The sequence below is a fragment of the Streptomyces sp. NPDC051576 genome (genome assembly GCF_040681835.1).
GTDB lineage: Bacteria > Actinomycetota > Actinomycetes > Streptomycetales > Streptomycetaceae > Streptomyces.
Map to the genome: position 1 here is coordinate 1239087 of NZ_JBFAZO010000001.1, position 24081 is coordinate 1263167.

19 protein-coding genes are annotated in these 24081 nt (G+C 69.4%); 8 read left to right on the top strand and 11 right to left on the bottom strand.

Annotated features, from left to right (window positions below):
* Positions 1-14 precede the first annotated feature (14 nt).
* Complete coding sequence (locus AB0M63_RS05850) at positions 15-644, bottom strand: XRE family transcriptional regulator (protein ID WP_366018540.1); 630 nt, start codon at positions 642-644, stop codon at positions 15-17.
* 535 nt (positions 645-1179) lie between these two features.
* On the opposite strand from AB0M63_RS05850, the gene AB0M63_RS05855 reads away from it, so the two are divergent.
* Positions 1180-3309, top strand: coding sequence for a tetratricopeptide repeat protein (locus AB0M63_RS05855; protein WP_366018501.1), 2130 nt, complete (start codon positions 1180-1182; stop codon positions 3307-3309).
* Here AB0M63_RS05855 and AB0M63_RS05860 read toward each other — a convergent pair.
* The 5 genes from AB0M63_RS05860 to AB0M63_RS05880 all read right to left on the bottom strand — a co-directional run bounded on the left by AB0M63_RS05860 (position 3299) and on the right by AB0M63_RS05880 (position 9454).
* Complete coding sequence (locus tag AB0M63_RS05860) at positions 3299-4156, bottom strand: carbohydrate ABC transporter permease (protein WP_366018502.1); 858 nt, start codon at positions 4154-4156, stop codon at positions 3299-3301. The genes AB0M63_RS05855 and AB0M63_RS05860 overlap by 11 nt on opposite strands.
* 3 nt (positions 4157-4159) lie before the next feature.
* Positions 4160-5122: a sugar ABC transporter permease gene (locus tag AB0M63_RS05865; RefSeq protein ID WP_355912221.1), complete on the bottom strand. Its 963-nt coding sequence runs from the start codon at positions 5120-5122 to the stop codon at positions 4160-4162.
* A complete protein-coding gene (locus tag AB0M63_RS05870; protein ID WP_366018503.1) occupies positions 5119-6492 on the bottom strand; it encodes an extracellular solute-binding protein in 1374 nt (457 codons plus the stop codon). The genes AB0M63_RS05865 and AB0M63_RS05870 overlap by 4 nt, the downstream gene beginning before the upstream one ends.
* A gap of 78 nt (positions 6493-6570) precedes the next feature.
* The gene (locus tag AB0M63_RS05875) at positions 6571-8565 is read right to left on the bottom strand and encodes a tetratricopeptide repeat protein (RefSeq protein ID WP_366018504.1); all 1995 of its coding nucleotides are present in this window, start codon (positions 8563-8565) and stop codon (positions 6571-6573) included.
* A gap of 19 nt (positions 8566-8584) precedes the next feature.
* A complete protein-coding gene (locus AB0M63_RS05880; protein WP_355912230.1) occupies positions 8585-9454 on the bottom strand; it encodes a 5'-methylthioadenosine/S-adenosylhomocysteine nucleosidase in 870 nt (289 codons plus the stop codon).
* Between the two features lie 76 nt (positions 9455-9530).
* Between AB0M63_RS05880 and AB0M63_RS05885 the strand changes: the two genes are divergently transcribed.
* The gene (locus AB0M63_RS05885) at positions 9531-10091 is read left to right on the top strand and encodes a hypothetical protein (RefSeq protein ID WP_355912233.1); all 561 of its coding nucleotides are present in this window, start codon (positions 9531-9533) and stop codon (positions 10089-10091) included.
* Here AB0M63_RS05885 and AB0M63_RS05890 read toward each other — a convergent pair.
* Both AB0M63_RS05890 and AB0M63_RS05895 read right to left on the bottom strand, forming a co-directional pair.
* The gene (locus AB0M63_RS05890; protein ID WP_355912236.1) at positions 10063-10773 is read right to left on the bottom strand and encodes a response regulator; all 711 of its coding nucleotides are present in this window, start codon (positions 10771-10773) and stop codon (positions 10063-10065) included. The two genes, AB0M63_RS05885 and AB0M63_RS05890, sit on opposite strands and share 29 nt — an antisense overlap.
* The gene (locus tag AB0M63_RS05895) at positions 10770-12425 is read right to left on the bottom strand and encodes a sensor histidine kinase (protein WP_355912239.1); all 1656 of its coding nucleotides are present in this window, start codon (positions 12423-12425) and stop codon (positions 10770-10772) included. Before AB0M63_RS05895 ends, AB0M63_RS05890 begins: the two co-directional genes overlap by 4 nt.
* 147 nt (positions 12426-12572) lie before the next feature.
* On the opposite strand from AB0M63_RS05895, the gene AB0M63_RS05900 reads away from it, so the two are divergent.
* The 6 genes from AB0M63_RS05900 to AB0M63_RS05925 all read left to right on the top strand — a co-directional run bounded on the left by AB0M63_RS05900 (position 12573) and on the right by AB0M63_RS05925 (position 19654).
* On the top strand, positions 12573-14003 hold the full coding sequence (locus AB0M63_RS05900; RefSeq protein WP_366018541.1) for a cation:dicarboxylase symporter family transporter: 1431 nt from the start codon (positions 12573-12575) through the stop codon (positions 14001-14003).
* A 208-nt stretch (positions 14004-14211) separates the two neighbouring features.
* Positions 14212-14976 (top strand): DUF2127 domain-containing protein, encoded by a 765-nt coding sequence (locus tag AB0M63_RS05905; protein WP_366018542.1) that lies wholly within the window; start codon positions 14212-14214, stop codon positions 14974-14976.
* Between the two features lie 37 nt (positions 14977-15013).
* Complete coding sequence (locus AB0M63_RS05910; RefSeq protein ID WP_366018505.1) at positions 15014-16486, top strand: ATP-binding protein; 1473 nt, start codon at positions 15014-15016, stop codon at positions 16484-16486.
* A gap of 65 nt (positions 16487-16551) precedes the next feature.
* A complete protein-coding gene (locus AB0M63_RS05915) occupies positions 16552-16938 on the top strand; it encodes a MerR family transcriptional regulator (RefSeq protein WP_355912244.1) in 387 nt (128 codons plus the stop codon).
* On the top strand, positions 16935-17249 hold the full coding sequence (gene trxA / locus AB0M63_RS05920) for a thioredoxin (RefSeq protein WP_355912247.1): 315 nt from the start codon (positions 16935-16937) through the stop codon (positions 17247-17249). Before AB0M63_RS05915 ends, trxA begins: the two co-directional genes overlap by 4 nt.
* 167 nt (positions 17250-17416) lie before the next feature.
* Positions 17417-19654 carry a UvrD-helicase domain-containing protein gene (locus AB0M63_RS05925; protein ID WP_366018543.1) on the top strand — a complete coding sequence of 746 codons (2238 nt, stop codon included), beginning with the start codon at positions 17417-17419 and terminating at the stop codon, positions 19652-19654.
* On the opposite strand, the gene glgB is transcribed toward AB0M63_RS05925, so the two are convergent.
* The 3 genes from glgB to AB0M63_RS05940 all read right to left on the bottom strand — a co-directional run.
* Positions 19651-22206, bottom strand: coding sequence for a 1,4-alpha-glucan branching enzyme (glgB, locus tag AB0M63_RS05930; RefSeq protein WP_366018506.1), 2556 nt, complete (start codon positions 22204-22206; stop codon positions 19651-19653). The genes AB0M63_RS05925 and glgB overlap by 4 nt on opposite strands.
* Positions 22207-22232: 26 nt before the next feature.
* Complete coding sequence (locus AB0M63_RS05935; protein ID WP_355912253.1) at positions 22233-23609, bottom strand: maltokinase; 1377 nt, start codon at positions 23607-23609, stop codon at positions 22233-22235.
* Positions 23610-23711: 102 nt separating this feature from the next.
* Positions 23712-24081: alpha-glucosidase C-terminal domain-containing protein (locus AB0M63_RS05940; protein ID WP_355912256.1), on the bottom strand; the 370-nt coding region annotated here is incomplete at its 5' end.

Below are 24081 nucleotides of genomic sequence, written 5' to 3' on the forward strand. Positions count from 1 at the left end.
TCGGTCGTTCCCGCTCAGTACGTGCTCTTCTCGACCATGGACCAGAACCGGCTGATGATCTGGTCGAGGAAGTCCCGGCCGGCCTCGCCCGCGTCGACGGCCGAACTGCCGCCGCCCCAACTGAGGGTGGCGACCATCTGCGCCTGGTAGTCGTCGTGCAACTCCTGGAGGGCGTCCTCCAGGAGACGCCGGTCCAGCGGCACCATCTTGGCGATCGGGCGTACGTACCCCTGCCAGCGCGTGGTCATGGCACTGCGCAGCAGCTCCGCGAGCTTCACGTCGCGTCCGGTGACACTGACGAAGTCGGGCAGCGAGAGATCGAGAAGCTCGGAGAGCGCGGCGGACTGCCGCTCGGTGCCGCGCCACTGGTCGTGCTCCTCCATCCGCAGATACGCGAGGAGTTCGAGCCCGACTGTCCGCGCGACGTCCTCCGGCGCGAGGCCGTGCGAGAGACGGTGCTCACGCAGTGTGCGTGGCCTGCCGATGAGTTCACCCGCGGAACACCACAACACACCGGCGAGCGCGATGAGTTCGGGCCCGGAGGGCGCGGTGAGCCCGCGCTCCCAGGCGATGACCAGGTCAGGCGTGACATACGGCAGCCCGTACGAGGCACGCATGCCGTACGCGACATGCTCGGGCCCCATGTTGAGAGCGGTACGGAGCCGGCGAGCGGCGGGGGCGTTGAAGGGCGGCGTGGGCGGCGTGGACTGGCTGGACTGAGCAGGGGGTCGGCGCACGCGCCACAAGCTAGGGGCGCCTGAGTGCGGTGACTACGGTCTGTTCGGCCAGGATTACGGATTGTGCGAACGTACGGATCCGGTCGGTCGGTAGAGATCGGTTGGGGGTGGGGTGGGGGTGAATGGTGACGGTGCGTGGCGACTGAGGGTGTCCGGCGGCGGCTACCGGGCGGTGAATATGCCGCTCTACCTTGCCATTTGCCGGGGTGGTGGAGTGCGGGGGTTGTTCGGGCGGCGTCGGGTGTGTGGGCGGGGGTCGAAGGGGAGTGCGGTTGGGGTGGGGGTGGTGGTCGGGTGTGGGAGGAAGTGGGGGTGGCGGGATTTCGATGGTGGGGTGCCTCGGGGCGGGGCCGGGGTGTGGTTGGGGCACCTTGAGGGGCGTCGGGTCGGGGCGGCGTACCGTGATGTCGTGTGGGGTTCGACGGGGCGCGGGGACGGTGCGATGACGACCGGGTACGGCGGGGACCATCTCGATTTCGGGCGGGCGGAGTTCAGCGGGCCCTTCACCGCGAAGGCGGAGTATCACCAGCATGGGGCGGCGCCCACCGCGCTGGATGCGCTGCCGGCGAGGGCGGCGGGGTTCACCGGCCGGGGAGATGAACTGGCCCAGCTGCTCGACGCGTTCGACCCCTCCGTGGCCGATGCGCCGGAAGCCGTGGTGGTCGCGGCCGTGTCCGGGCTCGGCGGGATCGGCAAGACCGCGCTCGCGGTGGAGGCGGCGCACACGGCCTGCGAGAAGGGGTGGTTCCCGGGCGGGGTGCTCTTCGTCAATCTCCATGGCTACGACGATGATCTCGTCGCGGCGGAACAGGCGGTGGAGGCCCTGCTGAGGGCCCTGGGCGTCGAGCCGGAACACATTCCGACCGGGGTCGACGCGCGAGCAGCGCTGTATCGGTCGGCGCTCGTGGAACGTGGGCGGGAGCGGGGTGCGGTGCTGGTGCTGGCCGACAACGCATCCTCGGCCGAGCAGGTGCGGCCACTGCTTCCCGGTGGGACGCGGCACCGGTTGCTCGTCACTTCTCGCAGCAAGCTGCCTCAACTGGGGGCGCGGCTCATGTCGTTGGACGAGTTGAGTGAGGAGGAGGCGTACGAACTCCTAGATCGCGCCCTGAGAATCGCCGATCCCTCCGACGGCCGTGTCACGGACGAGGTCGAGTTGGCTGCGGAACTCGCCTTCTGCTGTGGGTACTTGCCGCTTGCTCTCCAGATCGCGGCGGCGCTGCTTGTGATGGACCGAGGGAAGTCGGTCGCCGAACTCGTCTCCGAACTCACCGAGTTCGGGCACCGGCTTGAGCACCTCGACGACGGTGAGCGCAGTGTCCGCGCGGCCTTCGACCTGTCGTACAAGAGGCTGCCGCCCGAGCAGGCCCGCATGCTGCGCCTGCTGGCTCTGGCGCCGGGGCCTGACGTGAGTGAAGAAGTCGCTGCCGCGCTGATCGGGACGGACACCCCTCCCGTCCGGGTCCTGGAGGCGCTCTTCCGCACGCATCTGGTGGACCGGGGGACAGAGCGAGAGCGCCGGCGGTGGCGCTTGCATGACCTGGTGCGGGCGTTCGCGCTGGCAGTGGATTCCGGCCCGGAGGATGAGGGGGAACTGGCACGGGAACGGGTGTTGGACCTGTACTTGCGGCGGGCGCATGCGGCTGACGCACGATTGCGGTGGTTGCAGGGGATGCCCGAGCCACCGTGGTTCGCCGACTCGGCCCAAGCGTTGGCATGGCTCGACGGGGAGCGGGCCGGCCTGGTCGTGGCGGTCGGATGGGCGGAGGAAAAGCGATATGCGAGCAGCGCGGTGCTGCTGGCAGCATGCCTGACGGTGTACCTGCAGAGGCAGCGGCATCTCGACGACTGGCTCACAGCGTGCCGGTCCGCCCAGCTTGCTGCCCACGGCCTCGGGGATCGGGACCGTGAGGCCGGTGCGCTGAGCAACCTCGGAAACGCCCTACGGTCGGTGGGAAAGACCGCTGAAGCCATCGAGGCCCATACGCGCGCTCGCGACTTCTTTCGAGAGGTCGGGGAGGTCCGACACGAGGCTGTGGCGCTGAACAATCTGGGCTTGGATCTGGCGGCAGCGTGTCGGCAGGCGGAAGCGATCGAGGTATACACCCGTGCTCGCCACCTCTTCCACGCAGTCGACGACCTCCATGCGGAGGCCGTCACATGGGAATGCCTCGGCAATGCCCTGTCGCAGACGGAGCGGGTCGCGGATGCGGTTGAGGCGCTCACCCGTGCCCGTGACCTCTTCAAGGCCGTTGCGGACCCGCGACGAGAGGCCGGCGCCTGGAACAACCTCGGCGTCGCCCTGCTTGTGGTCGGCCGGTTGGGAGAGGCCACCGAGAGCTTCGAAACTGCACGGGGCATCTTCCAGGAACTGGGCGACTGGTACTGGACAGGTCAGGTTCTGTACAACTCTGCGCTCAGCGTCGAGGCACACGACCCTGCTGGGGCCGCAGGGTTGTGGCTTCAGGCCTCCGACGCCTATAGACGAGCGGACGCTGCGGCGGAGGCCGCCGAATCGCGTGCTCTGGCCGAGGAACAACAGCGTTCGCTGCCCGGCTCATCTACCCCTTGACCGCTCCCCCCAAAGCAAACCCCCCACCCAACCGCCGTGCCACCAGCACATACAACAAAATCACCGGCGTCGAGTAGACAACAGAGAACGCCGCCAACTGCCCGTACGCCACCATCCCCCGGTTCCCGAAGAACTCGTTGATGCTCACGCTCGCCGGCATCTGGTCCGGCGTCAGCAGCAGCATGAAGGGGACGAAGAAGTTCCCCCACATCATCACGAACGAGAAGATCGTCACGACGGCGACGCCCGGGCCCATGAGGGGGAGCACGATCCGGAGCAGGGACTGGAACGACGACGCCCCGTCCGTCCAGGCCGCCTCTTCCAGTTCCTTCGGTACGCCGTCCATGAAGTTCTTCATCAGCCAGATGGCAAAGGGGAGTTGAGAGGCGGCGAAGAACAGGATGGTGCCCTGCATGGTGTCGATGAGGTTCACCTGCACGAACAGGGCGTACACCGGCACCATGATCGCCGTGATCGGGAGGCTGGTGGTGAAGAGGATCGTGAGGAGGAAGGGGCGGTTCAGGCGTGAGCGGAAGCGGGACAGGGGGTAGGCGGCGAGGGCCGCGCAGACGACCGTCAGGAGTGTGCCGCCGCCGCACAGGATCAGGCTGTTGAGCAGGGGCGTGAAGGTGATGTCCGGCTTCAGGATCGCGTCGAAGTTGTCGAGGGTGAGGCCGTCGGGGGCCTTCACGCGCAGGCCCGCGTGCGGGTCGAGGGAGGACAGGACGACCCAGGCCAGCGGCAGCGCGAACGCGGCGGCGACCACGAGGAGTCCGGCATCCGCGGCCAGGCGTCGGCTCGTTCGGCGGGAGACGAGCGGGGAGCGGGAGGTGGGGGTGAGTGCCATGGGTCAGACCTCCGTCCGCAACAGCCGTACGTACACGAGGGAGAAGAGCGCGCCGACCAGGAGCAGCAGCAGGGCCACCGCCGTGCCGTAGCCGATCATGCTGTTCTGGAAGGCCTGTTCGTACATGAAGAGGGGGAGGGTCTGGCTTCTGTTGCCCGGGCCGCCTCGTGTCATCACCCAGATCAGGCCGAACACGGACAGGGTCTGGAGGGTGTTGAGCATGAGGTTCGTGCCGATCGAGCGGCGGATCATCGGGAGCGTGATGTGCCACATACGGCGCCAGCCGCCCGCGCCGTCGACCTCCGCGGCCTCCGTGATCTCCTTGGGGATCTCGTTCAGGGCCGCCGAGTAGACCAGCATCGAGAAGGCGGTGCCCCGCCACACGTTCGCGAACGACACCGCGAGGATCGGCAGGGTGTACAGCCAGTTCTGGGACGGGAGATGGAGCCACTGGAGGATGGCGTCCAGGGTTCCCTCGCGGCGGAAGAAGGCGTAGAGCAGAAAGCCGGCCACGACCTCCGGCAGTACCCACGCCGTGATCACGATCGCGCCCGTCAGCGTGCGGACCGGCTTCGACGCGCGCTGCATGAGGGAGGCGAGGGCCAGCCCCAGCGTGTTCTGGCCGACCAGGGACGACAGCACCGTGAAGACCAGCGTCAGCCAGACCGCGTTGAGGAACTCCGTGTCCTTGAAGGCCGCCCGGAAATTGGCGAAGCCGACGAACGACGAGTGTGCCTGGCCGGTGAGTTGGAGGTCGGTGAAGGCGAGGTAGACGCAGTACCCGATCGGGCCGGCCAGGAAGAGGAGCAGGATGATCAGGGCGGGGGAGAGGGGGAGGAGCCGGGCCAGGGAACGGGCCACGGGGTGCGGACCCCGAGGGCGGGTGGGCTTGTACGGCGCCGGGTCCGGGTCGGCGGGGACCTTCGTCAGGTCCGGGCCCGGCGCGTGCTGGGGTGCGGTGGTCACTTCTTGATCACCTGGTTGTCGGTGGCCGTCTTGAGTTCGTCGTCGTACGAACTCGCCGCCTTGTCCACCGACATGTCACCCGTCGTCACACCCTCCATCGCCTCCTGGATGGCGGTGGAGACCTTCGGGTACGCCGGGTAGGCGGGCCGGTAGTGCGTGCTCGACACCAGGTCCGTGAAGAACTTGATGCCGGGCTGGGCGGTCGCGTAGGCGGGGTCGGCGGCGACGTCCTTCCGCACCGAGATACCGGAGTTGGCGATGTACCACTTCTCCGCGTTCGCCTTCGTCTGCATCGTCTTGACGAAGTCGAAGGCCAGGTCGGGGTTGCCGGCCTTGGAGGGTATCGCCCAGGTCCAGCCGCCGGACATGCTCACCTTGCCGGGGGCCTGGCCGTGCTGGGTCGGCATGTAGGCGAGCCCCAACTCCTTGGACCACGTGGGCCATTCGTGCCCACTTCCCGCCAACCACGCCTGCGGCAGCCAGGATCCGTCCAGATTGATCGCCAACTTGCCCTGGGGAAGCAGCTCACCGGCGACGGTGGTCTGGATGTTGGGGTCGAGGGCGTCGGACACATCCGGGCCCAACTTGTCCTTGTACACGGTGTGTACGAAGGAGAGGGCGTCCTTGAAGCCCTGCCCCGCCTCGATCCACTTCTTGGTGCTCTTGTCGTAGAGCGGGTCCGTGGTGGTCGCGTCACCCGTGCCGTAGAGCAGCATCTCGAAGCCCTGCATGGTGGCGGCCTCGCCGGCGGGCTTGCCCGTGTAGACGTTGAGCGGGGTGACTCCGGGGACCTTCGCCTTGATGGTGCGGGCCGCGCTGAGGACGTCGTCCCAGGTCTTCGGCTGCCAATTGCTGGGCAGGCCCGCCTTCTTGAAGATGGCCTTGTTGAACCACAGGCCCCGGGTGTCCGTGCCGTCCGGCACGCCGTACGTCTTCCCGTCCTCGGCCTTGGCCGCCGTCTTCGCCGTGTCGATGAACTGGTTCCAGTCCGGCCACTTGGCGAGGTAGGTGTCCAGCGGTTTCAAGTACCCGCTGGTGATATCGGAGTTGATGAGGAACGTGTCCTCGTAGACCAGGTCGGGGGCGGTCTTGGGGGAGCGGAGCATCTGCTGGAGCTTGGTGTAGTACTCCGAGTCCGCGGCCTTGATGGGGATGAGTTCGACCTTCTTGCCGGGGTACTGCTTCTCGAACTGCTTCTTGATGTCGGCGAGATACGTGTCCATCACCTTGATGGAGTTGTCCGTCGACTGCTTGAAGGAGATCTTGACGGTGTCCGGATCACTTCCGGATCCGCTGCCGCAGGCGGTGAGGGTTGTTGCGGCGAGCGCGAGGGCTGAGATGGCTGCGAGGGCGACGGCGGTGGGGCGCACGGGCACGACCTCCTATGGGCTCACATCGTTGTGGCCTGGCCGGATGGCTGCCCGGTGACGGTAAGTGGATTGGTCTAGTCAGGTCAATGCGTCTGCGCGGGATTGGGCGGCGGCTGCCATGTCGGGGGCGTTGGCCCCTGTGAAGGCGTCGGCGGCTCGGAGCCAGTGGATTCTGGCCTCGGCAGGACTGTTGGCGGTCTCGTGGGCGAGAGCTAGGTTGTGGAGTGCTGCACCTGCCCGGTACCAGTCCTCGAACTCCTGGAAGATCTCCCAGGCTATTTGCTGACTTCGGATGGCCTCCTCTACCCGACCCGAGTCCCGAAAGGCGCTGCCGAGGTTGCTCCACGCCGTGCCTTCGCGGAGGCGGTCCCCGACCGCTTGGTAGAGGTCCAGGGCGCGGGTGTGGGCCTCAATGGCCTCCTCCGTCCGGCCTGCATGCCTTAGAGCGCTGCCGAGGTTGTTCCATCCCATGGCCTCACGCTGGCGACCCCCAGAGGTCTCGTAGAGGTTGAGGGCGCGTGTCAGCGCGTCGACGGCGTCCTCCGCCCGGCCTGCCTGTGCCATGGCATTGCCGAGGTTGTTTCCCGCCATGGCCTCGCCGAGATCATCCCCATCTGCCTGGTAGAGGTCGAGGGCGCGTGTGAGCGCGTCAATGGCGTCCTCCGCCCGGCCTGCCTGTGCCATGGCATTGCCGAGGTTGTTCCACGCGGTGGCCTCGCTAGCCAATTTCCCGGCATGGTGCGCGGCCTCCTGTGCGGTACGGCAGACCGTGATCTTGTCGTCGAAGTATCGTCGCCAGTCGAGATATTCCGCCAGGCGCTCAGAGAGCCGCACTGCCGTGTCCGCGAACCGCTCCTCCCGCGCCCACTGCACTGCCGCGACCAGCCCTGCCCGCTCCTCGTCAAACCATGCCAACGCCTGCGCCCGGTCGAGGAACCGCTCCGGTTCCACCATTCCAGGTAGCCACCGCAGCCGGTCATCCCCCGCATCCGCCCACCGGCAATAGGACTCCAGCACTCGCTCCTGAGCCGCCTCCCCCTCCTCCCGCAACTCCGCATCCCCCGCTACCACACCTGCCCCGAACGCCCGCACCAGGTCATGCAACCGCCACCGCACGTCCCCGTCCCTCGGAGTAGGCGTGACCAGATGCGAAGCAGCGAGTTCCTCCAGCAAGTCGAACGTCTCATGGGTCGGTAGGTCCGCCATCACCTCCGCCGTCTCCGTCCCGACCTCAGCCACCGGCGCCAGACAAAGCAACCGCAACAACCGCGCCTGCACATCCGGTAGTTGGCCATACGCAGCCTGGAAAACCGGTCGAATCCCCAACGCCTCCGTCCGGTCCGCAACCCCCCGCAACTCACTCACCAGCGAGGCAACAGACCGATACCGCCGCTTCCGCAACATGCCCACGGCGATCCGCAGCGCCAGCGGATGATGACCACACAGCACCGCCAACTCACCCACGGCGCCCGGCTCCCGCACAGCCCGATCGTCACCCCCGTCGCTGAGCCGCAACGCCCTCCCCACTAGCTCGGCCGCAGCCTCCGCCCCCAGCACATCGAGGTCGATCAACCTGGCGTCCAGTTCAGTCAGCCGATCCCGGGACGTGATCAGCACCCGGTGATGATCCCCACCCGGTACCAGCGGCATCACCTGCCCCGCGTCCGACGCGTTGTCGAGGATCAGCAGCATCGACCGCTGCTCCTCCGCCAACAGCCGCCGATACAGCCCGTACTGCCCGGCCACCGTCTGCGGAAGATCCGCCCCCCGCACCCCCATCCCGTCCAACAACGCCAGCACCGCCTGATCCGCCGTGACCGGATCCTCGTCGTACCCCCGGAAGTCGACGAACAACGTCCCACCCGGAAACCACCCGTCCCGCACCGCCCGATGCGCCGCGCACAACGCCAACGACGTCTTCCCGATCCCGCCCAGACCGGACACCGCGCAGATCACCACGGGCAGTTCGGACTCCGCGCCCGGATCCAGCACCGGCATCAACCGCGCCAGATCGTCGTCCCGCCCGGTGAACCCGGCAGGCACTCCCGGCAGCGCGGCGGTGGCGACCGGCACGGGACCGTGGACGGTGCCGCTACCGCTCCCTCTCTCCAGGCTCCCGGCCCACCCGTTTGGCGACAAACGGACCGTTGAAGGTGGAGCCTCGGAAGTCGAAGTGGTCGCCGCCGTACGTGGAACCGCGATGGGGCCCCTCCTCGGAGTCGTCGGCGTTGGCCGAACGCCCCGATCGCCCCCGGAACGGCGTCAGTTCACGCACCACCGCCATCACCGCCGCAGCCGCGCTCTCCGCCGCCCTCGGCTGTGAACCCCCGGCATCCGCAAGCGACTTGTCGCCGTTCGCCCGGTCGCTGATCCCACGCACCACCAGGGCGTCCCCACCGGCCAGGTGCACCGCGCCGGCGACCCCCGCGCCCTCCATCTCGATGGCCGCCGCGTCGTTGAAGTGCGTGCGCAGATGCTCGGCCAGTGCCGAGGTGGACGACGCCAGCACCACGTCCCCGGCGGCGATCGGCTTCAGGTGGGCATGCGGGTCGTCGCGCAACGCGTCCCGGGCCGCCTGCTCCAGCCGGTGCGAGGCGCGCCAGGCTTCCGGGCGTACGAGAAAACCCTCCGGTGTGTCCTTGCCGCCATGGATGCCGTACACCTTCGTGGCCACGACGACATCACCCAGTCCGATGTCCTCCTTCAGGCTGCCGGCGACCCCGACGAAGAACACCGCCTCCGGCTCCAGCCACGACATCACCCGCTCGGTGAGCGCCGCCGCCGTCAGATTGCCCTCGCCCATCTCCACCAGGGCAACGGACCAGTCGGTACCGGGCAGTTGGCCCACCACGGCCCTCGTCCCGCGCGGATGCTCCCGCTTCCGTACGTCCGTCAGATGTCCCCGCACAGCCGTGTACTCCAACGACAACGCGGTCAGCACGGCGACAATGGGTTGAGTCACCTCCCTAAGGTACTTTCAACTCACCTGCACGGAAGGCGTGTCGGACCACGAAACGGGACCACCAAGGGGGACGTCGGTGCCGGAACGGGATGTCACCGTGGGCCAGTTGCTCCTCGCCGAGTACACGACCATCAAGGACGAGCAGAAGACCCGTATCGGCTTCCGCGACAACCTCCTCTACGTCACCCTCACGGTCGTCGCCGCCGTCATCGCCGCCGCCGCGCAGGCGAGGCAGCCCGAGATGCTGCTCGCGCTGCCGCCGGTGTGTGTCGTCCTCGGCTGGACCTATCTCGTCAACGACGAGAAGATCTCCGCGATCGGGACCTACATCCGCGACGACCTGAGCCCCCGGCTCGCCGAACTCGCCCACGCCGGGACGGCCTTCGCCTGGGAGACCGCCCACCGCTCCGACAGCCGCCGCCGCTCCCGCAAGGTCATCCAGTGTGCCGTCGACCTGCTGGCGTTCTGCGTGGTGCCGTTCGCCGGGCTCGTCGTCTACTGGGCCGCGGGGGCGGGCGACTCGTCCTCCGGGCTGCTCGTCCTGTCCGTCGTCGAGGCGCTCATCGTCGTAGGACTGGGGCATCAGGTGCTGAGCTATGCGCGGCCCTTCAACTCGCCCCGCCCTGCTGCCCCTTGACCCACCGATACTGCAACTCCGGCCGCCCCACGGTCCCGTACTGCGGACTCCGCGCAGCCCGCCCCGCCTCCACCAGATGCTCCAGGTAGCGGCGGGCAGTGATCCGCGAGATTCCCACCGCCTCAGCCACCCCCGCCGCCGTGAGCCCCTCCCCGCAGTCCCGCAGGGCGACCGTCACCCGCTCCAGCGTCGGCGCACTCAGCCCTTTGGGCAGCGCGGCAGGCGAAGGTGCCCGCAACGCGGCGAGCGCGCGATCGACCTCGTCCTGCCCGCTCGCCTCCCCCGCCGCAGCGTGGAACTCGGCGTACCGCACCAACCGGTCCCGCAGCGTCGCGAACGTGAACGGTTTCAGCACGTACTGGACGACCCCCAGCGACACGCCCTCCCGCACCACCGCCAGGTCCCGTGCCGAGGTCACCGCTATCACGTCGGCGTGATAGCCGGCCGCCCGCAGGGATCGGGCCAGTTGCAGGCCGTGCACGTCCGGGAGGTGCAGGTCCAGGAGGAGCAGGTCGACCTTCGTGCGCTCCAGGGCCCGGCGCGCCTCCGCCCCTGTGTGCGCCTTCCCGACCGCCACGAACCCGGGCACCCGGCCGACGTACATCACATGCGCGTCGGCGGCGACGGGATCGTCCTCCACGACCAGGACACGGATGGGCTCGACAGGCTCGTCGTTCGTCATGCTTCGCCACCTCCGGACAACGCGCCCTCGGAGGCCGTGGCCCCGTCCCGCAACGGCAGCCGCACCTCGAACACCGCCCCGCCGCCCTCCGCATCCGCCACCGTCAGCGTCCCCTCGTGCCGGTTCACCGCCTGCCGTACCAACGCCAGCCCCAGCCCCCGGCCCCCGGGCCCGGCCGGCTTCGTCGAGAAGCCGCGCTGGAAGACCGCCTCCGCGTGGGCCGGATCGACTCCCGAACCCGTGTCCGCGACCCGCAGCACCAGAGAGACGGCGTCCACCGTGTACGCCGTCACCGTGACCCGCGCCCGCAGGCTGCCCTGAGCCGCGTCCACCGCGTTGTCGATCAGGTTGCCGAGGATGGTCACCAGGTCTCGGGCGGAGAGGGACTCCGGGAGCATGCCGTCGTCGAGACAGCTGTCCTCCGATACGACCAACTCGACGCCCCGCTCGTTGGCTTGAGCCGTCTTGCCCAGCAACAGGGCCGCCAGCACAGGCTCGTTGACCGCCGACACCACCTGGTCCGTCAACGTCTGGGCCAACTCCAGCTCGGCCGTCGCGAAGTCCACCGCCTCCTCGGCGCGCCCCAGCTCGATCAGCGAGACGACCGTGTGCAGCCGGTTCGCCGCCTCGTGCGCCTGGGAGCGCAGCGCCTGTGTGAAACCGCGCTCCGAGTTCAACTCGCCCATGAGGGACTGGAGTTCGGTGACATCGCGGAGAGTCACCACCGTTCCTCGTCGCTCTCCGCCCGATACCGGGGAGGTGTTGACCACCAGTACGCGTGACGCCGTCAGATGCACCTCGTCCACCCGGGGCTCCGAGGACAGCAGCGCCCCGGTCAGGGGTGCGGGCAGACCCAGGCTCGCCACCGAGCGGCCCACCACATCCACGTCCGGGCCCACCCCCAGCAGCTCCCGTCCGCCGTCGTTCATGAGCGCCACCCGGTACTGCCCGTCGAGCATCAGCAGCCCTTCCCGCACCGCGTGCAGCGCGGCCTGGTGGTAGTCGTGCATATGGCTCAGCTCGGCCGCGTTCATGCCGTGGGTGTGGCGGCGGAGACGGGCGTTCACCACGTACGTTCCTACGGCACCCAGGGCCAGGGCGCCGGCCGCGACCCCGATCAGGGCCGTGACCTGGTCCTGCACGCGCTGGGTGATCGCCTCGACCCGGATGCCGGCACTGACCAGGCCGATGACGCGGGTGTGGGTGCCGTCCCAGACCGGGGTGACCGCGCGGACGGACGCGCCGAGCGTACCGGTGTAGGTCTCGGTGAACGTGCGGCCGTTGACGGCGGGCCCGATGTGACCGAGGAACTTCTTCCCGATCTGGGTCGTGTCCGGGTGCGTCCAGCGGATGCCCTGCGGGTTCATGATCGTGATGAAGTCGACCCCGGTGTCCCGCTGGACGCGCACGGAGTACGTCTCCAGGTGCGCGGTCGGGTCGGACGTACCGATGGCCGCCGCCACCGTCGGGGTGTCGGCGACCGAGCGCGCCACCGCCCGGGCCTGTCGGCCGGCCGCGTCCTCGGCCTGGCTGCGGTCGCTGACGTAGGTGAACAGCGCGTACCCGGCGACGACGACCGCTATCAGCACGGCCTGCATGCCGAAGAGCTGGCCGGCGAGGCTGCGGGGACGGGGGACGTGCGGGATGCGCATGTCGTCAGTGTGCCTCTCCGGTTAAGGATGAACTAAATGAACGCAAGGGTGACCGGCCTCACAAGCCGGGAGATAGTCACCGCAACCCCCGGACGTGAGCCGCACTCGCAGCCCGGGTTCCGCCGGTCGTGAGCCGCACGCCGGATGATGCCGACGACGTCGTCAAGGAGGGCAGCCGTGGCCAGCACCCCCGTACCCGCACCTGCCGCACCCGCAGCACCCCGCGCGAAGCGGGACCGTACCCACTACCTCTACCTCGCGGTGCTCGTCGCCGTCGGCCTCGGCATCATCGTCGGGTTCGCCGCGCCGGGCTTCGCCGAGGAGCTGAAGCCGCTCGGTACGGGCTTCGTCGCGCTGATCAAGATGATGATCGCGCCGATCATCTTCTGCACGATCGTGCTCGGCGTCGGCTCCGTACGGAAGGCCGCGCAGGTCGGCAAGGTCGGCGGGCTCGCGCTCGGCTACTTCATCGCGATGTCGTTCGTGGCGCTGGCCATCGGCCTGGTGGTCGGCAACATCATCCACCCGGGCAGCGGCATGCACATCACCGCGGCCGTCAAGGGCGTCGGACACACGCAGGCCCAGGCCGCCGCCGAGGGCCCGGTCGACTTCCTGCTCGGGATCATCCCGACCACCTTCGTGTCGGCGTTCACCGAGGGCGAGGTCCTCCAGACGCTGCTGATCGCGCTCCTCGCGGGCTTCGCGCTGCAGGCCATGGGCCGGACCGGCGAGCCGGTGCTGCGCGGGGTCGAGTACATCCAGAAGCTGGTCTTCCGCATCCTCGGCATGATCATGTGGGCCGCGCCCGTCGGTGCCTTCGGCGCGATGGCCGCGGTGATCGGCGAGACCGGCATGGACGCGCTCAAGGCGCTCGGCATGATCATGCTCGGCTTCTACGTCACCTGTTTCCTGTTCGTCGTGATCGTGCTCGGCACGCTGACCAAGATGGTCGCCAAGGTCAACCTCTTCCAGCTCCTGAAGTACCTCGGCCGCGAGTTCCTGCTGATCGTCTCCACCTCCTCCTCCGAGTCCGCGCTGCCGCGGCTCATCGCGAAGATGGAGCACCTGGGTGTCAGCCGTCCCGTCGTCGGTATCACCGTGCCGACCGGCTACTCCTTCAACCTCGACGGCACGATGATCTACCTGACCATGGCCTCGCTGTTCATCGCCGACGCCATGGACCAGCCGATGAACATCGGCCAGCAGATCGGGCTGCTGCTCTTCATGATGGTCGCCTCCAAGGGCGCGGCCGGTGTCTCCGGCTCCGGTATCGCCGTACTGGCCAGTGGTCTGCAGTCGCACAAGCCGGCCCTGGTCGACGGTGTCGGCCTGATCATCGGCATCGACCGCTTCATGAGCGAGGCCCGCGCCGTCACCAACTTCGCGGGCAACGCCGTCGCCACGCTGCTCATCGGCACCTGGACCGGTGAGGTCGACAAGGAGCGGGTGAACCGGGTTCTCGCGGGTGAACTGCCCTTCGACGAGAAGACGTTGCTCGACGAGAAGGACGGCGAGGAGCACCTCGACGCGGTGCCCGAGCAGGGCGGCGAGAAGGAACAGGCGCTCGCCAAGGCCTGAGCGCCCCAAGGACGCGGGTGTCCGGACCGGCCCTGAACCCGGCCCGGACACCCGACGACTCCGGGTGGCTGGGTGTCCCCCCGTCGCTCAGCCGCCCGGTCCACCGCCCCGTCGTTGAAGTGGATGCACTAGCGTGCCGTGCCGTGCCGGAAACCTCCGGCGCGGCACGGCACGACGCGTTTCGGTGGGAGTCACGGGGGCCATGGGCATGAAGATCGACTGGGACCGGCGGCACTGCGCACGGCACGGGCATGTGACGTACGCGCCCGACGAGACGGCGCTGCGGGAGCGGCTGCGGGCCGAGACCGGGCTGGGGACGGCGTGGCGGTGTCTGCGCTGCGGCGACTTCGTGCTCGGCGACCCGCACGGGGCGGGGCCCGCCGAGCACGCACCGCTGGTGCCGCGCGGGAAGGTGCTGCGGGATCTGTTCATCCTGCGGTTCCTGGCGATCGAGCGGGCCGTGCGCGGGGTGTTCATCGTGCTGGTGGCCGCCGCGGTGTGGAAGTTCAGCAACAGCCAGGACTCGGTGCGCAAGCTCTTCGACGAGTACCTGGACGTCTTCCGCCCGGTCTTCAAGCACTTCCACTACGACCTCGACCACTCGCCGGTCGTCGGCTCCATCCAGAAGACCTTCGGCTACAAGCACTCCACGCTGGTCCTGGTCGCGGTCCTGCTGCTGGCGTACGCGCTGATCGAACTCGTCGAGGCCGGCGGCCTCTGGTACGCCAAGCGCTGGGCGGAGTATCTGACGGTGGTGGCCACCGCCGCGTTCCTGCCGCTGGAGATCTACGAACTCACCGAACACATCAGCTGGTTGAAGATCGCCACCCTCGTCCTCAACATCCTCGCCGTCGTCTACATCGCCCTCGCCAAGCGGCTGTTCGGCCTGCGCGGCGGGCGCAAGGCCTTCGACGAGGAGCGCGAGAGCGCCTCCCTGCTGGAAGTGGAGGCGTCCGCGGGGGTCATGGTCTGACACCCTGGTCCGACACATCGGAACTATGGAGGCGGACATGGGCGAACCGGGCGGAGTGGAGATCGTCAGCGCGGCGGAGTACGAGCGCCGGTACGGGGCCGGACGCGAGCCCTCACCGCTGTCGATGGAGCAGATCGGCGTCCTGTTCCACGAGTTCCTCGCCGCCGTGGCCCGCCCGAAACGCACGGACGACGACCCCGCCCGCAACCTCACCAAGCGTCTGTGCGACCACCTCGGCACCGCACCCGCCGACCGGCCGGTCGTCAAGGCCGCGTATCCGCCCTACGACCTCCCCAACGTGCATCTCGCGCTGGAGAACTGGTTCGCCGCGGACGGCCGTTCCTACGAACTGGTCGGCATGCGGGGCGCGCAGAACCGCGGTGATCTCACCCTCGGCGAGATCCTCGAAGCCGCCGACCGGCACGACCGGTTCACGGTCGGCGCGGTCGACTACGCGCAGCTGCCGGTCTCGCCCGACGCCGAACTCGCCTGTGTCTCCTGCGGGTTCTACCTCGGCGCGGACGGCGACGACCGGTTCGCGGTGCTGCTGCGCGGACCGGCCGACGAATACGGGCGCGACAAGGTCGAGATCGAAGTCCTCGCGCGGGACAAGGAGTTCGCGGACCGACTGCTCGCCGAGCTCGACGCGCTGGTGCTTGAGCACAACATCTTCCGCGGCCAGGTGCTGTCCTTCGAGGGCTCCGAGTTCGGCCAGGGCCTCGGCCCGTTCCGATTCCACCGCCGCCCCGCGCTGACCCGGGACGACATCGTGCTTCCCGAGGGACTCCTGGAGCGCGTCGAGCGCCAGGTCGTCGGCGTGGCCCGCCGCCGCGCCCAACTCCGCGCGGCCGGCCAGCACTTGCGTCGTGGCCTCCTTCTCTACGGCCCGCCCGGCACCGGCAAGACCCACACGATCCGCTATCTCCTCTCCCACCTCCCGCAGTTCACGGTCGTCGTCCTCTCCGGTACGAGCATCGATGCCATCGGCCCCGCCTGCGCGCTGGCCCGGATGCTCCAGCCCGCGCTGGTCGTGCTGGAGGACTGCGACCTGATCGCCGAGGCCCGCGACCATGGCGGCGAACAGCCCCTGCTCTTCCAGGTGTTGAACGAGATGGACGGCCTCAGCGACGACGCCGACGTGGCCTTCCTCCTCACCACCAACCGCGCCGACCTCCTCGAACCGGCCCTGATCCAACGCCCCGGCCGAGTCGACCTGGCCGTCGAGATCCCCCTCCCGGACGCCCCGGGCCGCGCCCGCCTCCTCGACCTCTACGGCACCGGCCTCGACCTCGACGAGGAGCTGACCGCCGAGGTCGTCTCCCGCACGGAGGGCACGACGGCGTCCTTCACGAAGGAACTGGTACGCCGGTCCGTGCTGATCGCGGCGGAACGTGAGTCACCGCTCACCGAACCGGCCGACGTCCGCGCGGCCCTCGACGAACTCCTCTCCGACCGGGACCAGTTGACGCGGCGGCTGCTCGGGGTACGTCCACCTTCAGAGGAGTTCTAGCCGGGCCCACGTCCCCGCCTCCCGGCGTTGCCTTGACGCCCGCGTCAAGGATTACCGTCGTAGGCATGCGAATCGGCGAGCTGGCCGCGCGGGCCGGGACCACCACGCGGGCGTTGCGGTACTACGAGTCGCGGGGGCTGTTGCCCGCGCGGCGCGGGGGGAACGGGTATCGGACGTACGACGAGGGGGATCTGAGGCTGCTCCGGCAGATCAGGACCTTGCAGGACTTCGGGTTCGACCTGGAGGAGACGCGGCCCTTCGTGGAGTGTCTGCGGGCCGGGCATCCGGAGGGGGACTCGTGTCCGGCGTCGCTCGCGGTCTACCGGCGCAAGCTGGCCGAACTGGATTCCCTGATCGGGGAGTTGCAGGCGGTGCGGGCGGAGATCGGGGTGCGGCTGGCGTCGGTCGAGGAGCCATCACCGTTGTGCGAACTGGGAGGGCGGGACCTGTGATCGATGTGACGGACGAGAATTTCGCGGCCGAGGTGATCGGGGCGGAGTTGCCGGTGCTGGTGGAGTTCACGGCGGACTGGTGTCCGCCGTGCCGGCAGATGGGACCGGTGCTGCGGGCCATCTCCGCCGAGGAGGCGGACCGGCTGAAGGTGGTGCAGTTGAACGTGGACCAGAATCCGGAGATCACCAACGCCTACAAGGTTCTCTCGATGCCCACGTTCATGGTCTTCCGGGGTGGTGAGCCGGTGAAGGCCATGGTGGGAGCCCGGCCCAAGCGTCGGCTGCTGGAGGAACTGGCCGATGTGATCTGAGCCGCCGACGCGAGACCCCTGGAACGAGAAAATCCCCTGAGCAATTGCGCTCGGGGGATTTCTTTGCGTATATTCAATGGTTCGCGACTTCGCAGCAATTGAGTCGCAAAGAGGCTTAGTGAGCACAGTATATATGTCCGGGAGTGGAATTGTCAAACAGCGATGAAATTCGCGGTGAGCAGGAATTCATCGACGGTCTGTACGCACGCGTGGACGCGCTGCGCGGCGCCACCGAGGACTCCGTCACGGACGCGCTCGGGCAGGGCAACACGCCCATGCAGGCCCGGCTGGAGCGGGACATCCTGGTCGCCGAGCGCTCGGGGCTGCTCGCCGCGCTGAACGCCGTGGACGGCTCGCTCTGCTTCGGCCGGATCGACCTGACCTCCGGGGTCCGGCACCACATCGGCCGGATCGGCATCCGTGCCGCCGACGCCGATCTCACCCCGATCCTGATCGACTGGCGCGCCGACGTCGCCCGCCCCTTCTACCTCGCCACCGGCCACACCCCGATGGGCCTGCGCCGCCGCCGGCACCTCACCACCGACGGCCGCCGCGTCACCGCCCTGCACGACGAGATCCTCGACCTCGGTGACGCCACCCGCACCGGCCACGAGGACCCGACCGGCGACGCCGTGCTGCTCGCCGCGCTCAACTCCGCGCGCACCGGCCGGATGAGCGACATCGTGCAGACCATCCAGGCCGAACAGGACGAGATCATCCGGGCCCCGCACCGCGGGGTGCTCGTCGTCGAGGGCGGCCCCGGCACCGGCAAGACCGCCGTCGCGCTGCACCGGGCCGCGTATCTCCTGTACGAACACCGGGAGTTGCTCGCCAAGCGGGCCGTCCTCATCGTCGGCCCGAACCCCGCCTTCCTCGGCTACATCGGCGAGGTGCTGCCCTCCCTCGGCGAGACCGGCGTCCTCCTCGCGACCGTCGGCGAACTCTTCCCCGGCGTGAAGGCCACGGCCACCGACAGCCGGGCGGCCGCCGCGGTGAAGGGCCGTGCCGACATGGCGGACGTCCTCGCCGGCGTCGTACGCGACTGGCAGTCGCTGCCCGACCCGGTGATCGCGATCGAGCACGACCGCGAGATCCTCATGCTCGACGACGGCCTGGTCCGGATGGCGCGCGACCGCACCCGCGAGGCCCGGCTCCCGCACAACGCGGCCCGCGAGCACTTCGAGGGCCACATCCTCAACACCCTCACCGAGATGGTCGCCGAACGCATCGGCACCGACCCCTTCGACGGCGGCAACCTGCTCGACCCGAGCGACATCACCCAGATCCGCGACGAACTCGCCGAGAACCCCGAAGTCTGGGACGCCATCGACCAGTTGTGGCCGCGCCTGACCCCGCAGTACCTCGTCGCGGACTTCCTCGCCGACCCCGTCGGCCATGTCTCCGACGACGACGCGGACGCCATCCGCCGCCCGGTGACCCGCGAGTGGACCGTGGCGGACGTACCCCTGCTCGACGAGGCCGCCGAACTCCTCGGCCGCGACGACCGGGTGGCCCGGGCCCGCGCCGAACGCGAACGCGAGAACCAAGTGTCCTTCGCGCAGGGTGTGTTGGACGTGTCCTTCGCCTCCCGGACCTACGAGTTCGAGGACAAGGAGGAGGACGACCCCGAGGGCTCCGAGGTGCTCTCCGCGCACGACATCATCGACGCCGAACGCTTCGCCGAGCGGCACGAGGAGGAGGACCACCGCAGCGCCGCCGAGCGCGCGGCGGCCGACCGCACCTGGGCGTTCGGCCACATCATCGTCGACGAGGCGCAGGAACTCTCCCCGATGGCCTGGCGGTTGCTGATGCGCCGCAGCCCCACCCGCTCGATGACCCTGGTCGGCGACCCCGCCCAGACCGCCGAACCGGCCGGCGTCGGCTCCTGGTCGCAGATCCTCGCCCCCTACGTCGAGGACCGCTTCACCCACACCCGCCTCGGCGTCAACTACCGCACCCCCGCCGAGATCATGGACCTCGCGGCGGCCGTCGTCCGCGCCGAGAACCCGGCCTTCGAACCGCCGAGTTCGGTACGTTCCACAGGTGTACGCCCCTGGGTGCGCGCCACCGACGACCTCCCCGGCGCGGTGGCCAAGGCCGTCGGCGAACTCACCCCCACCGAGGGCCGCCTCGCCGTCATCGCCCCCCGCGACCTCCACCGCAGGCTGGCCGCACGCCTGGACGGCGTGACCGCCGGCGCCGAGCCGGACCTGACCCGGAGCGTCGTCCTGCTCGACCCGCGCCAGGCCAAGGGGTTGGAGTTCGACTCCGTACTCGTCGTCGAACCGGGGCGGTACGGCACGAGCGACCTGTATGTGGCGCTGACCCGGGCAACTCAGATGCTGGGCGTACTGCACACGGGCTCGCTGCCCCGCGCGCTCTCCGATGTGCCGGAGCTGTCCTAGGCCGGCCGCAGCCAGACCGTGGCCAGCGGCGGCAAGGTCAGCCGGATGCTGGCCGGGCGGCCGTGCCAGGCGGTTGGTTCCGGCTTGACGGGGGCCGGGTTGGTGACATCGCTGCCGCCGTAGCGGGCGGTGTCGGTGTTGAGGGCTTCGTGCCAGGCGGGGATGTCCTCGGGGGCGCCGAGGCGGTAGTCGTGGCGGACGACGGGGGAGAGGTTGCTGACGGCGAGGAGGGGGGAGCCGTCCGCGTCGTAACGGAGGAACGCGAAGACGTTGTCCTCGGCCGCGTCGCCGGTGATCCACTGGAAGCCGGCGGGGTCGGTGTCGAGCTGCCACAGGGCCGGGGTGTGGCGGTACACCGTGTTGAGGTCGCGGACCAGGTCGCGTACGCCCCGGTGGTCGGCCTCGGCGCCGTAGGCGGGGTCGAGGAGCCACCAGTCGGGGCCGTGGGTCTCGGACCATTCGGCGCCCTGGGCGAACTCCTGTCCCATGAAGAGGAGTTGCTTGCCCGGGTGGGCCCACATGAAGGCGAGGTACGCCCTGAGGTTGGCTCGCTGTTGCCACCAGTCGCCGGGCATCTTCGACACCAACGAGCGTTTGCCGTGCACCACTTCGTCGTGGGAGATGGGGAGCACGTAGTTCTCGCTGTACGCGTACACCATCGAGAACGTCATCTCGCCGTGGTGGTGCTTGCGGTGGACGGGCTCGTGCGACATGTAGTCGAGCGAGTCGTGCATCCAGCCCATGTTCCACTTCAGGCCGAAGCCCAGCCCGCCGCTGTCGGTGGGGCGGGTTACGCCGTCCCACGCCGTGGACTCCTCGGCGATGGTGACGACGCCGGGCACCCTGCGGTACACGGTCGCGTTCATCTCCTGGAGGAAGGCCACCGCGTCGAGGTTCTCCCGGCCGCCGTGCTCGTTCGGGGTCCACTGGCCCGGCTCGCGAGAGTAGTCGAGGTAGAGCATCGAGGCGACCGCGTCCACGCGCAGGCCGTCGATGTGGAACTCCTGGCACCAGTAGACGGCGTTCGCCACCAGGAAGTTGCGCACCTCGCGGCGGCCGAAGTCGAACTCCAGGGTGCCCCAGTCGGGATGCGCGGCCCGGAGCGGGTCCTCGTGCTCGTACAGCGGGCGTCCGTCGAACTCGGCCAACGCCCAGTCGTCGCGCGGGAAATGGGCGGGTACCCAGTCCATGATGACGCCGATGCCGGCCTGATGCAGTGCGTCGACGAGGAACTTGAAGTCGTCGGGGGTGCCGAGGCGGGCGGTCGGCGCGTAGAAGCCGGTGACCTGGTAGCCCCACGATCCGCCGAAGGGGTGCTCGGCGACCGGCATCAGCTCGACGTGGGTGAAGCCCAAGTCCCTTACGTAGGCGGGTAGTTGCTCGGCTATCTGGCGGTACGTCAGGCCGGGGCGCCAGGAGGCGAGATGGATCTCGTAGACGGAGAGGGGGGCCTGGTGGGTGGGGAGTTCGGCGCGTGCGGCGAGCCACTCCTCGTCGCCCCACTCGTAGTGCGAGGCGTCCACGATCGAGGACGTGTTCGGCGGGACCTCGGTGCGGCGGGCCATCGGGTCGGCGCGCAGGGTCTTGGAACCGTCGGGGCGGGTGATCTCGAACTTGTACAGCTCGCCCTCGCCGATGCCGGGCACGAACAGCTCCCAGACACCGGTGCCGCCGAGCGAGCGCAGCGGGGCGCCGGTCCCGTCCCAGAAGTTGAAGGTGCCGGCCAGCCGTACGCCCTGGGCGTCCGGCGCCCACACGGTGAAGCGGGTGCCGGTGACGCCCTGATGTGTCATCGGCCTCGCCCCGAGCGCCTGCCACAGCTCCTCGTGCCGGCCCTCGCCGATCAGATGCAGGTCCAGATCACCGAGCGCGGGCAGGAAACGGTAGGCGTCCTCGACCTCCTGCTCACTCCCCTCGTACGTCACGAGAAGCCGGTACTCCGGCACGTCCGGCAGGGGGAGCAGCCCCGAGAAGAACCCGTCCCCGTCGTCGTGCAACTCGGCCGTCGACTCCCCGGACACGACGCTCACGCCCAGCGCGAACGGCCGGAACACCCGGAACGCGACCCCGCCGGGGACCGGGTGGGCGCCGAGCACGGAGTGCGGGGCGTGGTGGGTTCCGTGGAGCAGACGGTCGCGATCGACGGCGTCCAGCGCGGGGGACACGGCGATCTCCGGAGTGGCGGGGACGGGGGGAGGGGTGGGAGTGTCGGCGGTCATCGTCTTCCGCGTGCCCTTCTTCTCGGTCACGGACGTCGTCTTCCCGGCCGCGTTCCCGGCCGCGTTCTTCGCCATGCTCTTGGCCGGGGCCTTCTTCTCCACGCCGCTCTTCTTCCCCACGCCCTGCTTCCCCGCGCCCTTCTTCGCCCCGGCCTTCTTCGCCAAGGCCTTCTTCGTCGTCGCCCCGGTGGCCTTGGCCCGCTCCGCCGCGGCCTTCTTCTTCGCGCTGCCGCCGTGCTTCTTCTTCAGGGGCGACGGCGACTGCTCGGTGGTGCTCTGCTCCTCGGCCGGCTTCTTGGGATCCGGACCGTTGGACGGGGGGCGCGCAGTCACGGGTGGAGCCTCCTGGGCGAGGTGGGTCAGGTGGTGGGGCCGGCGAGGCGGCGTACTGCCGACAGGGGGACCGGGAGCCAGTCGGGGCGGTGGCGGGCTTCGTAGAGGACCTCGTAGATCGCCTTGTCGGTCTCGTAGGCCCGGAGCAGGACGGGATCGGTGCGGGGGTCCACGCCGGTGATCTCCGCGTACCCGGAGCAGTACGCCGCCCGGCACGTCCCCGCCCAGTCCCGTGCCGGCGGGGTCGTCGAGTGGGCCGCGTAGTCGAAGGAACGGAGCATCCCCGCGATGTCCCGCACCGGAGGCTGGGGCATACGGCGTTCCGCCAGGGGCCGGGAAGGCTCGCCCTCGAAGTCGATCAACGACCATTCCCCGGAGGGCGAGTACAGGCACTGGCCCAGATGCAGATCGCCGTGGATGCGCTGCGCGGTCCAGGTGTGCCCCTCGGCCGCCAGGTCGGCCAGCGCCGAGAACGCCGAGTGCAGGCCGGGGGCGTACGGCCGTAGCGCCGGTACCGCCTGGGCCGCCGCGTCGAGGCGTTCGCTCATGCCGGTGACCAGGAGCTGGAGTTGGGCATGGCCCAGGGTCACCGTGGGCAGTGCCCGCGCAAGGGCCACATGCACCTCGGCCGTCGCGCGGCCCAGAGCCCGCGCCTCCGCGCCGAAGTCCTCGCCCTTGGCCAGCTCGCGCAGCGCCAGTTCCCAGCCGTCGGCCGCGCCCTGCACGAAGGGCTGGAGCACCCCGAGGACGTACGGCTCCTCGGCGGACTCCGCCCGCAGCCACGCCGTCGGCGCGGGCACCCGGGGGCAGCCCTCCAGGGCGAGGGCCAGCGGGAGTTCCAGGTCGGGGTTGGTGCCGGGGACGACCCGGCGCAGCAGCTTCAGGATGAACGTATCGCCGTAGACGACGGACGAGTTGGACTGCTCGGCGGTCATCAGGCGCGGCACCAGACCGGGCCCGATGTCCGGGCCGCCCGGCGCCCGCTCGAAGCGCAGCCCGCCGATGCGGGCCCGGGTGCGCAGCGCCTCCAGGAGCACCTCGGCGGGCCGGGTGTCGTACAGGGCCTCGTACACCGTGCGACCGGCGAGCGGGCCCTCCTCCACATGTCCGATCAGCGCGGGCGCGAGCCGGGGTGGCAGCGCCTCGCGCACGCCTATGAGGAGTTGGTAGCAGTCGCCGGGCGCGGGTGACTGGTGGGCGCGGACCAGGAGGTGGTAGAGGCCCAGCGGGCCGTCCGCCGGAAGGAGTTCGGTGGCGGCCACCAGCGAGAAACCGGTGACGGGACGGCCTTTGCCCGCGAACCACCGCTGTCTCGGCAGCCACTCCCGCAGGAGGGGGTCGAGCGACGCGAGGAGGCCGGGACCGGGACTGGTCCGGCCGGAAAGTGTGACAGTTTCCGCCATGACGTCACGTTCCTTTCCCCGGGGTGGTCGGGGTGTCACTGTTGCGTGCCCCGGGCGGGGCGGGGGAAACCGAAAACCGCCCCGCCCCGCAGGGCCGGACCTCTAGGCGGCGTCCTTCCGGAGCCGGAACCAGTAGAAGCCGTGCCCCGCCAGCGTCAGCAAGTACGGCAGCTCTCCTACGGCCGGAAAGCGCACCCCGCCGAACAGTTCGACCGGATGCCTCCCATTGAACGCCGACAGATCGAGTTCCGTCGGCTGCGCGAACCGGGAGAAGTTGTTCACGCACAGGACCAGGTCGTCCTCGTACTCGCGCAGGAACGCGATCACCGCCGGGTTCGACGACGGCAGCTCCCGGTACGAGCCGAGGCCGAACGCCAGGTTCTGCTTGCGGATCTCGATCATGCGGCGGGTCCAGTGCAGCAGCGAGGAGGGCGACGACATCGACGCCTCGACGTTGGTGACCTGGTAGCCG

Bases quoted from the DNA above. Each gene is read 5' to 3' on its own strand.
- AB0M63_RS05855 (WP_366018501.1), top strand. From the start codon at position 1,180: ATGACGACCGGGTACGGCGGGGACCATCTCGATTTCGGGCGGGCGGAG.
- AB0M63_RS05910 (WP_366018505.1), top strand. From the start codon at position 15,014: ATGGGCGAACCGGGCGGAGTGGAGATCGTCAGCGCGGCGGAGTACGAG.
- AB0M63_RS05860 (WP_366018502.1), bottom strand. From the start codon at position 4,156: ATGGCACTCACCCCCACCTCCCGCTCCCCGCTCGTCTCCCGCCGAACG.
- AB0M63_RS05850 (WP_366018540.1), bottom strand. From the start codon at position 644: ATGGGGCCCGAGCATGTCGCGTACGGCATGCGTGCCTCGTACGGGCTG.
- AB0M63_RS05895 (WP_355912239.1), bottom strand. From the start codon at position 12,425: ATGCGCATCCCGCACGTCCCCCGTCCCCGCAGCCTCGCCGGCCAGCTC.
- AB0M63_RS05915 (WP_355912244.1), top strand. From the start codon at position 16,552: ATGCGAATCGGCGAGCTGGCCGCGCGGGCCGGGACCACCACGCGGGCG.
- AB0M63_RS05900 (WP_366018541.1), top strand. From the start codon at position 12,573: ATGCCGACGACGTCGTCAAGGAGGGCAGCCGTGGCCAGCACCCCCGTA.
- AB0M63_RS05905 (WP_366018542.1), top strand. From the start codon at position 14,212: ATGAAGATCGACTGGGACCGGCGGCACTGCGCACGGCACGGGCATGTG.
- AB0M63_RS05935 (WP_355912253.1), bottom strand. From the start codon at position 23,609: ATGGCGGAAACTGTCACACTTTCCGGCCGGACCAGTCCCGGTCCCGGC.
- AB0M63_RS05890 (WP_355912236.1), bottom strand. From the start codon at position 10,773: ATGACGAACGACGAGCCTGTCGAGCCCATCCGTGTCCTGGTCGTGGAG.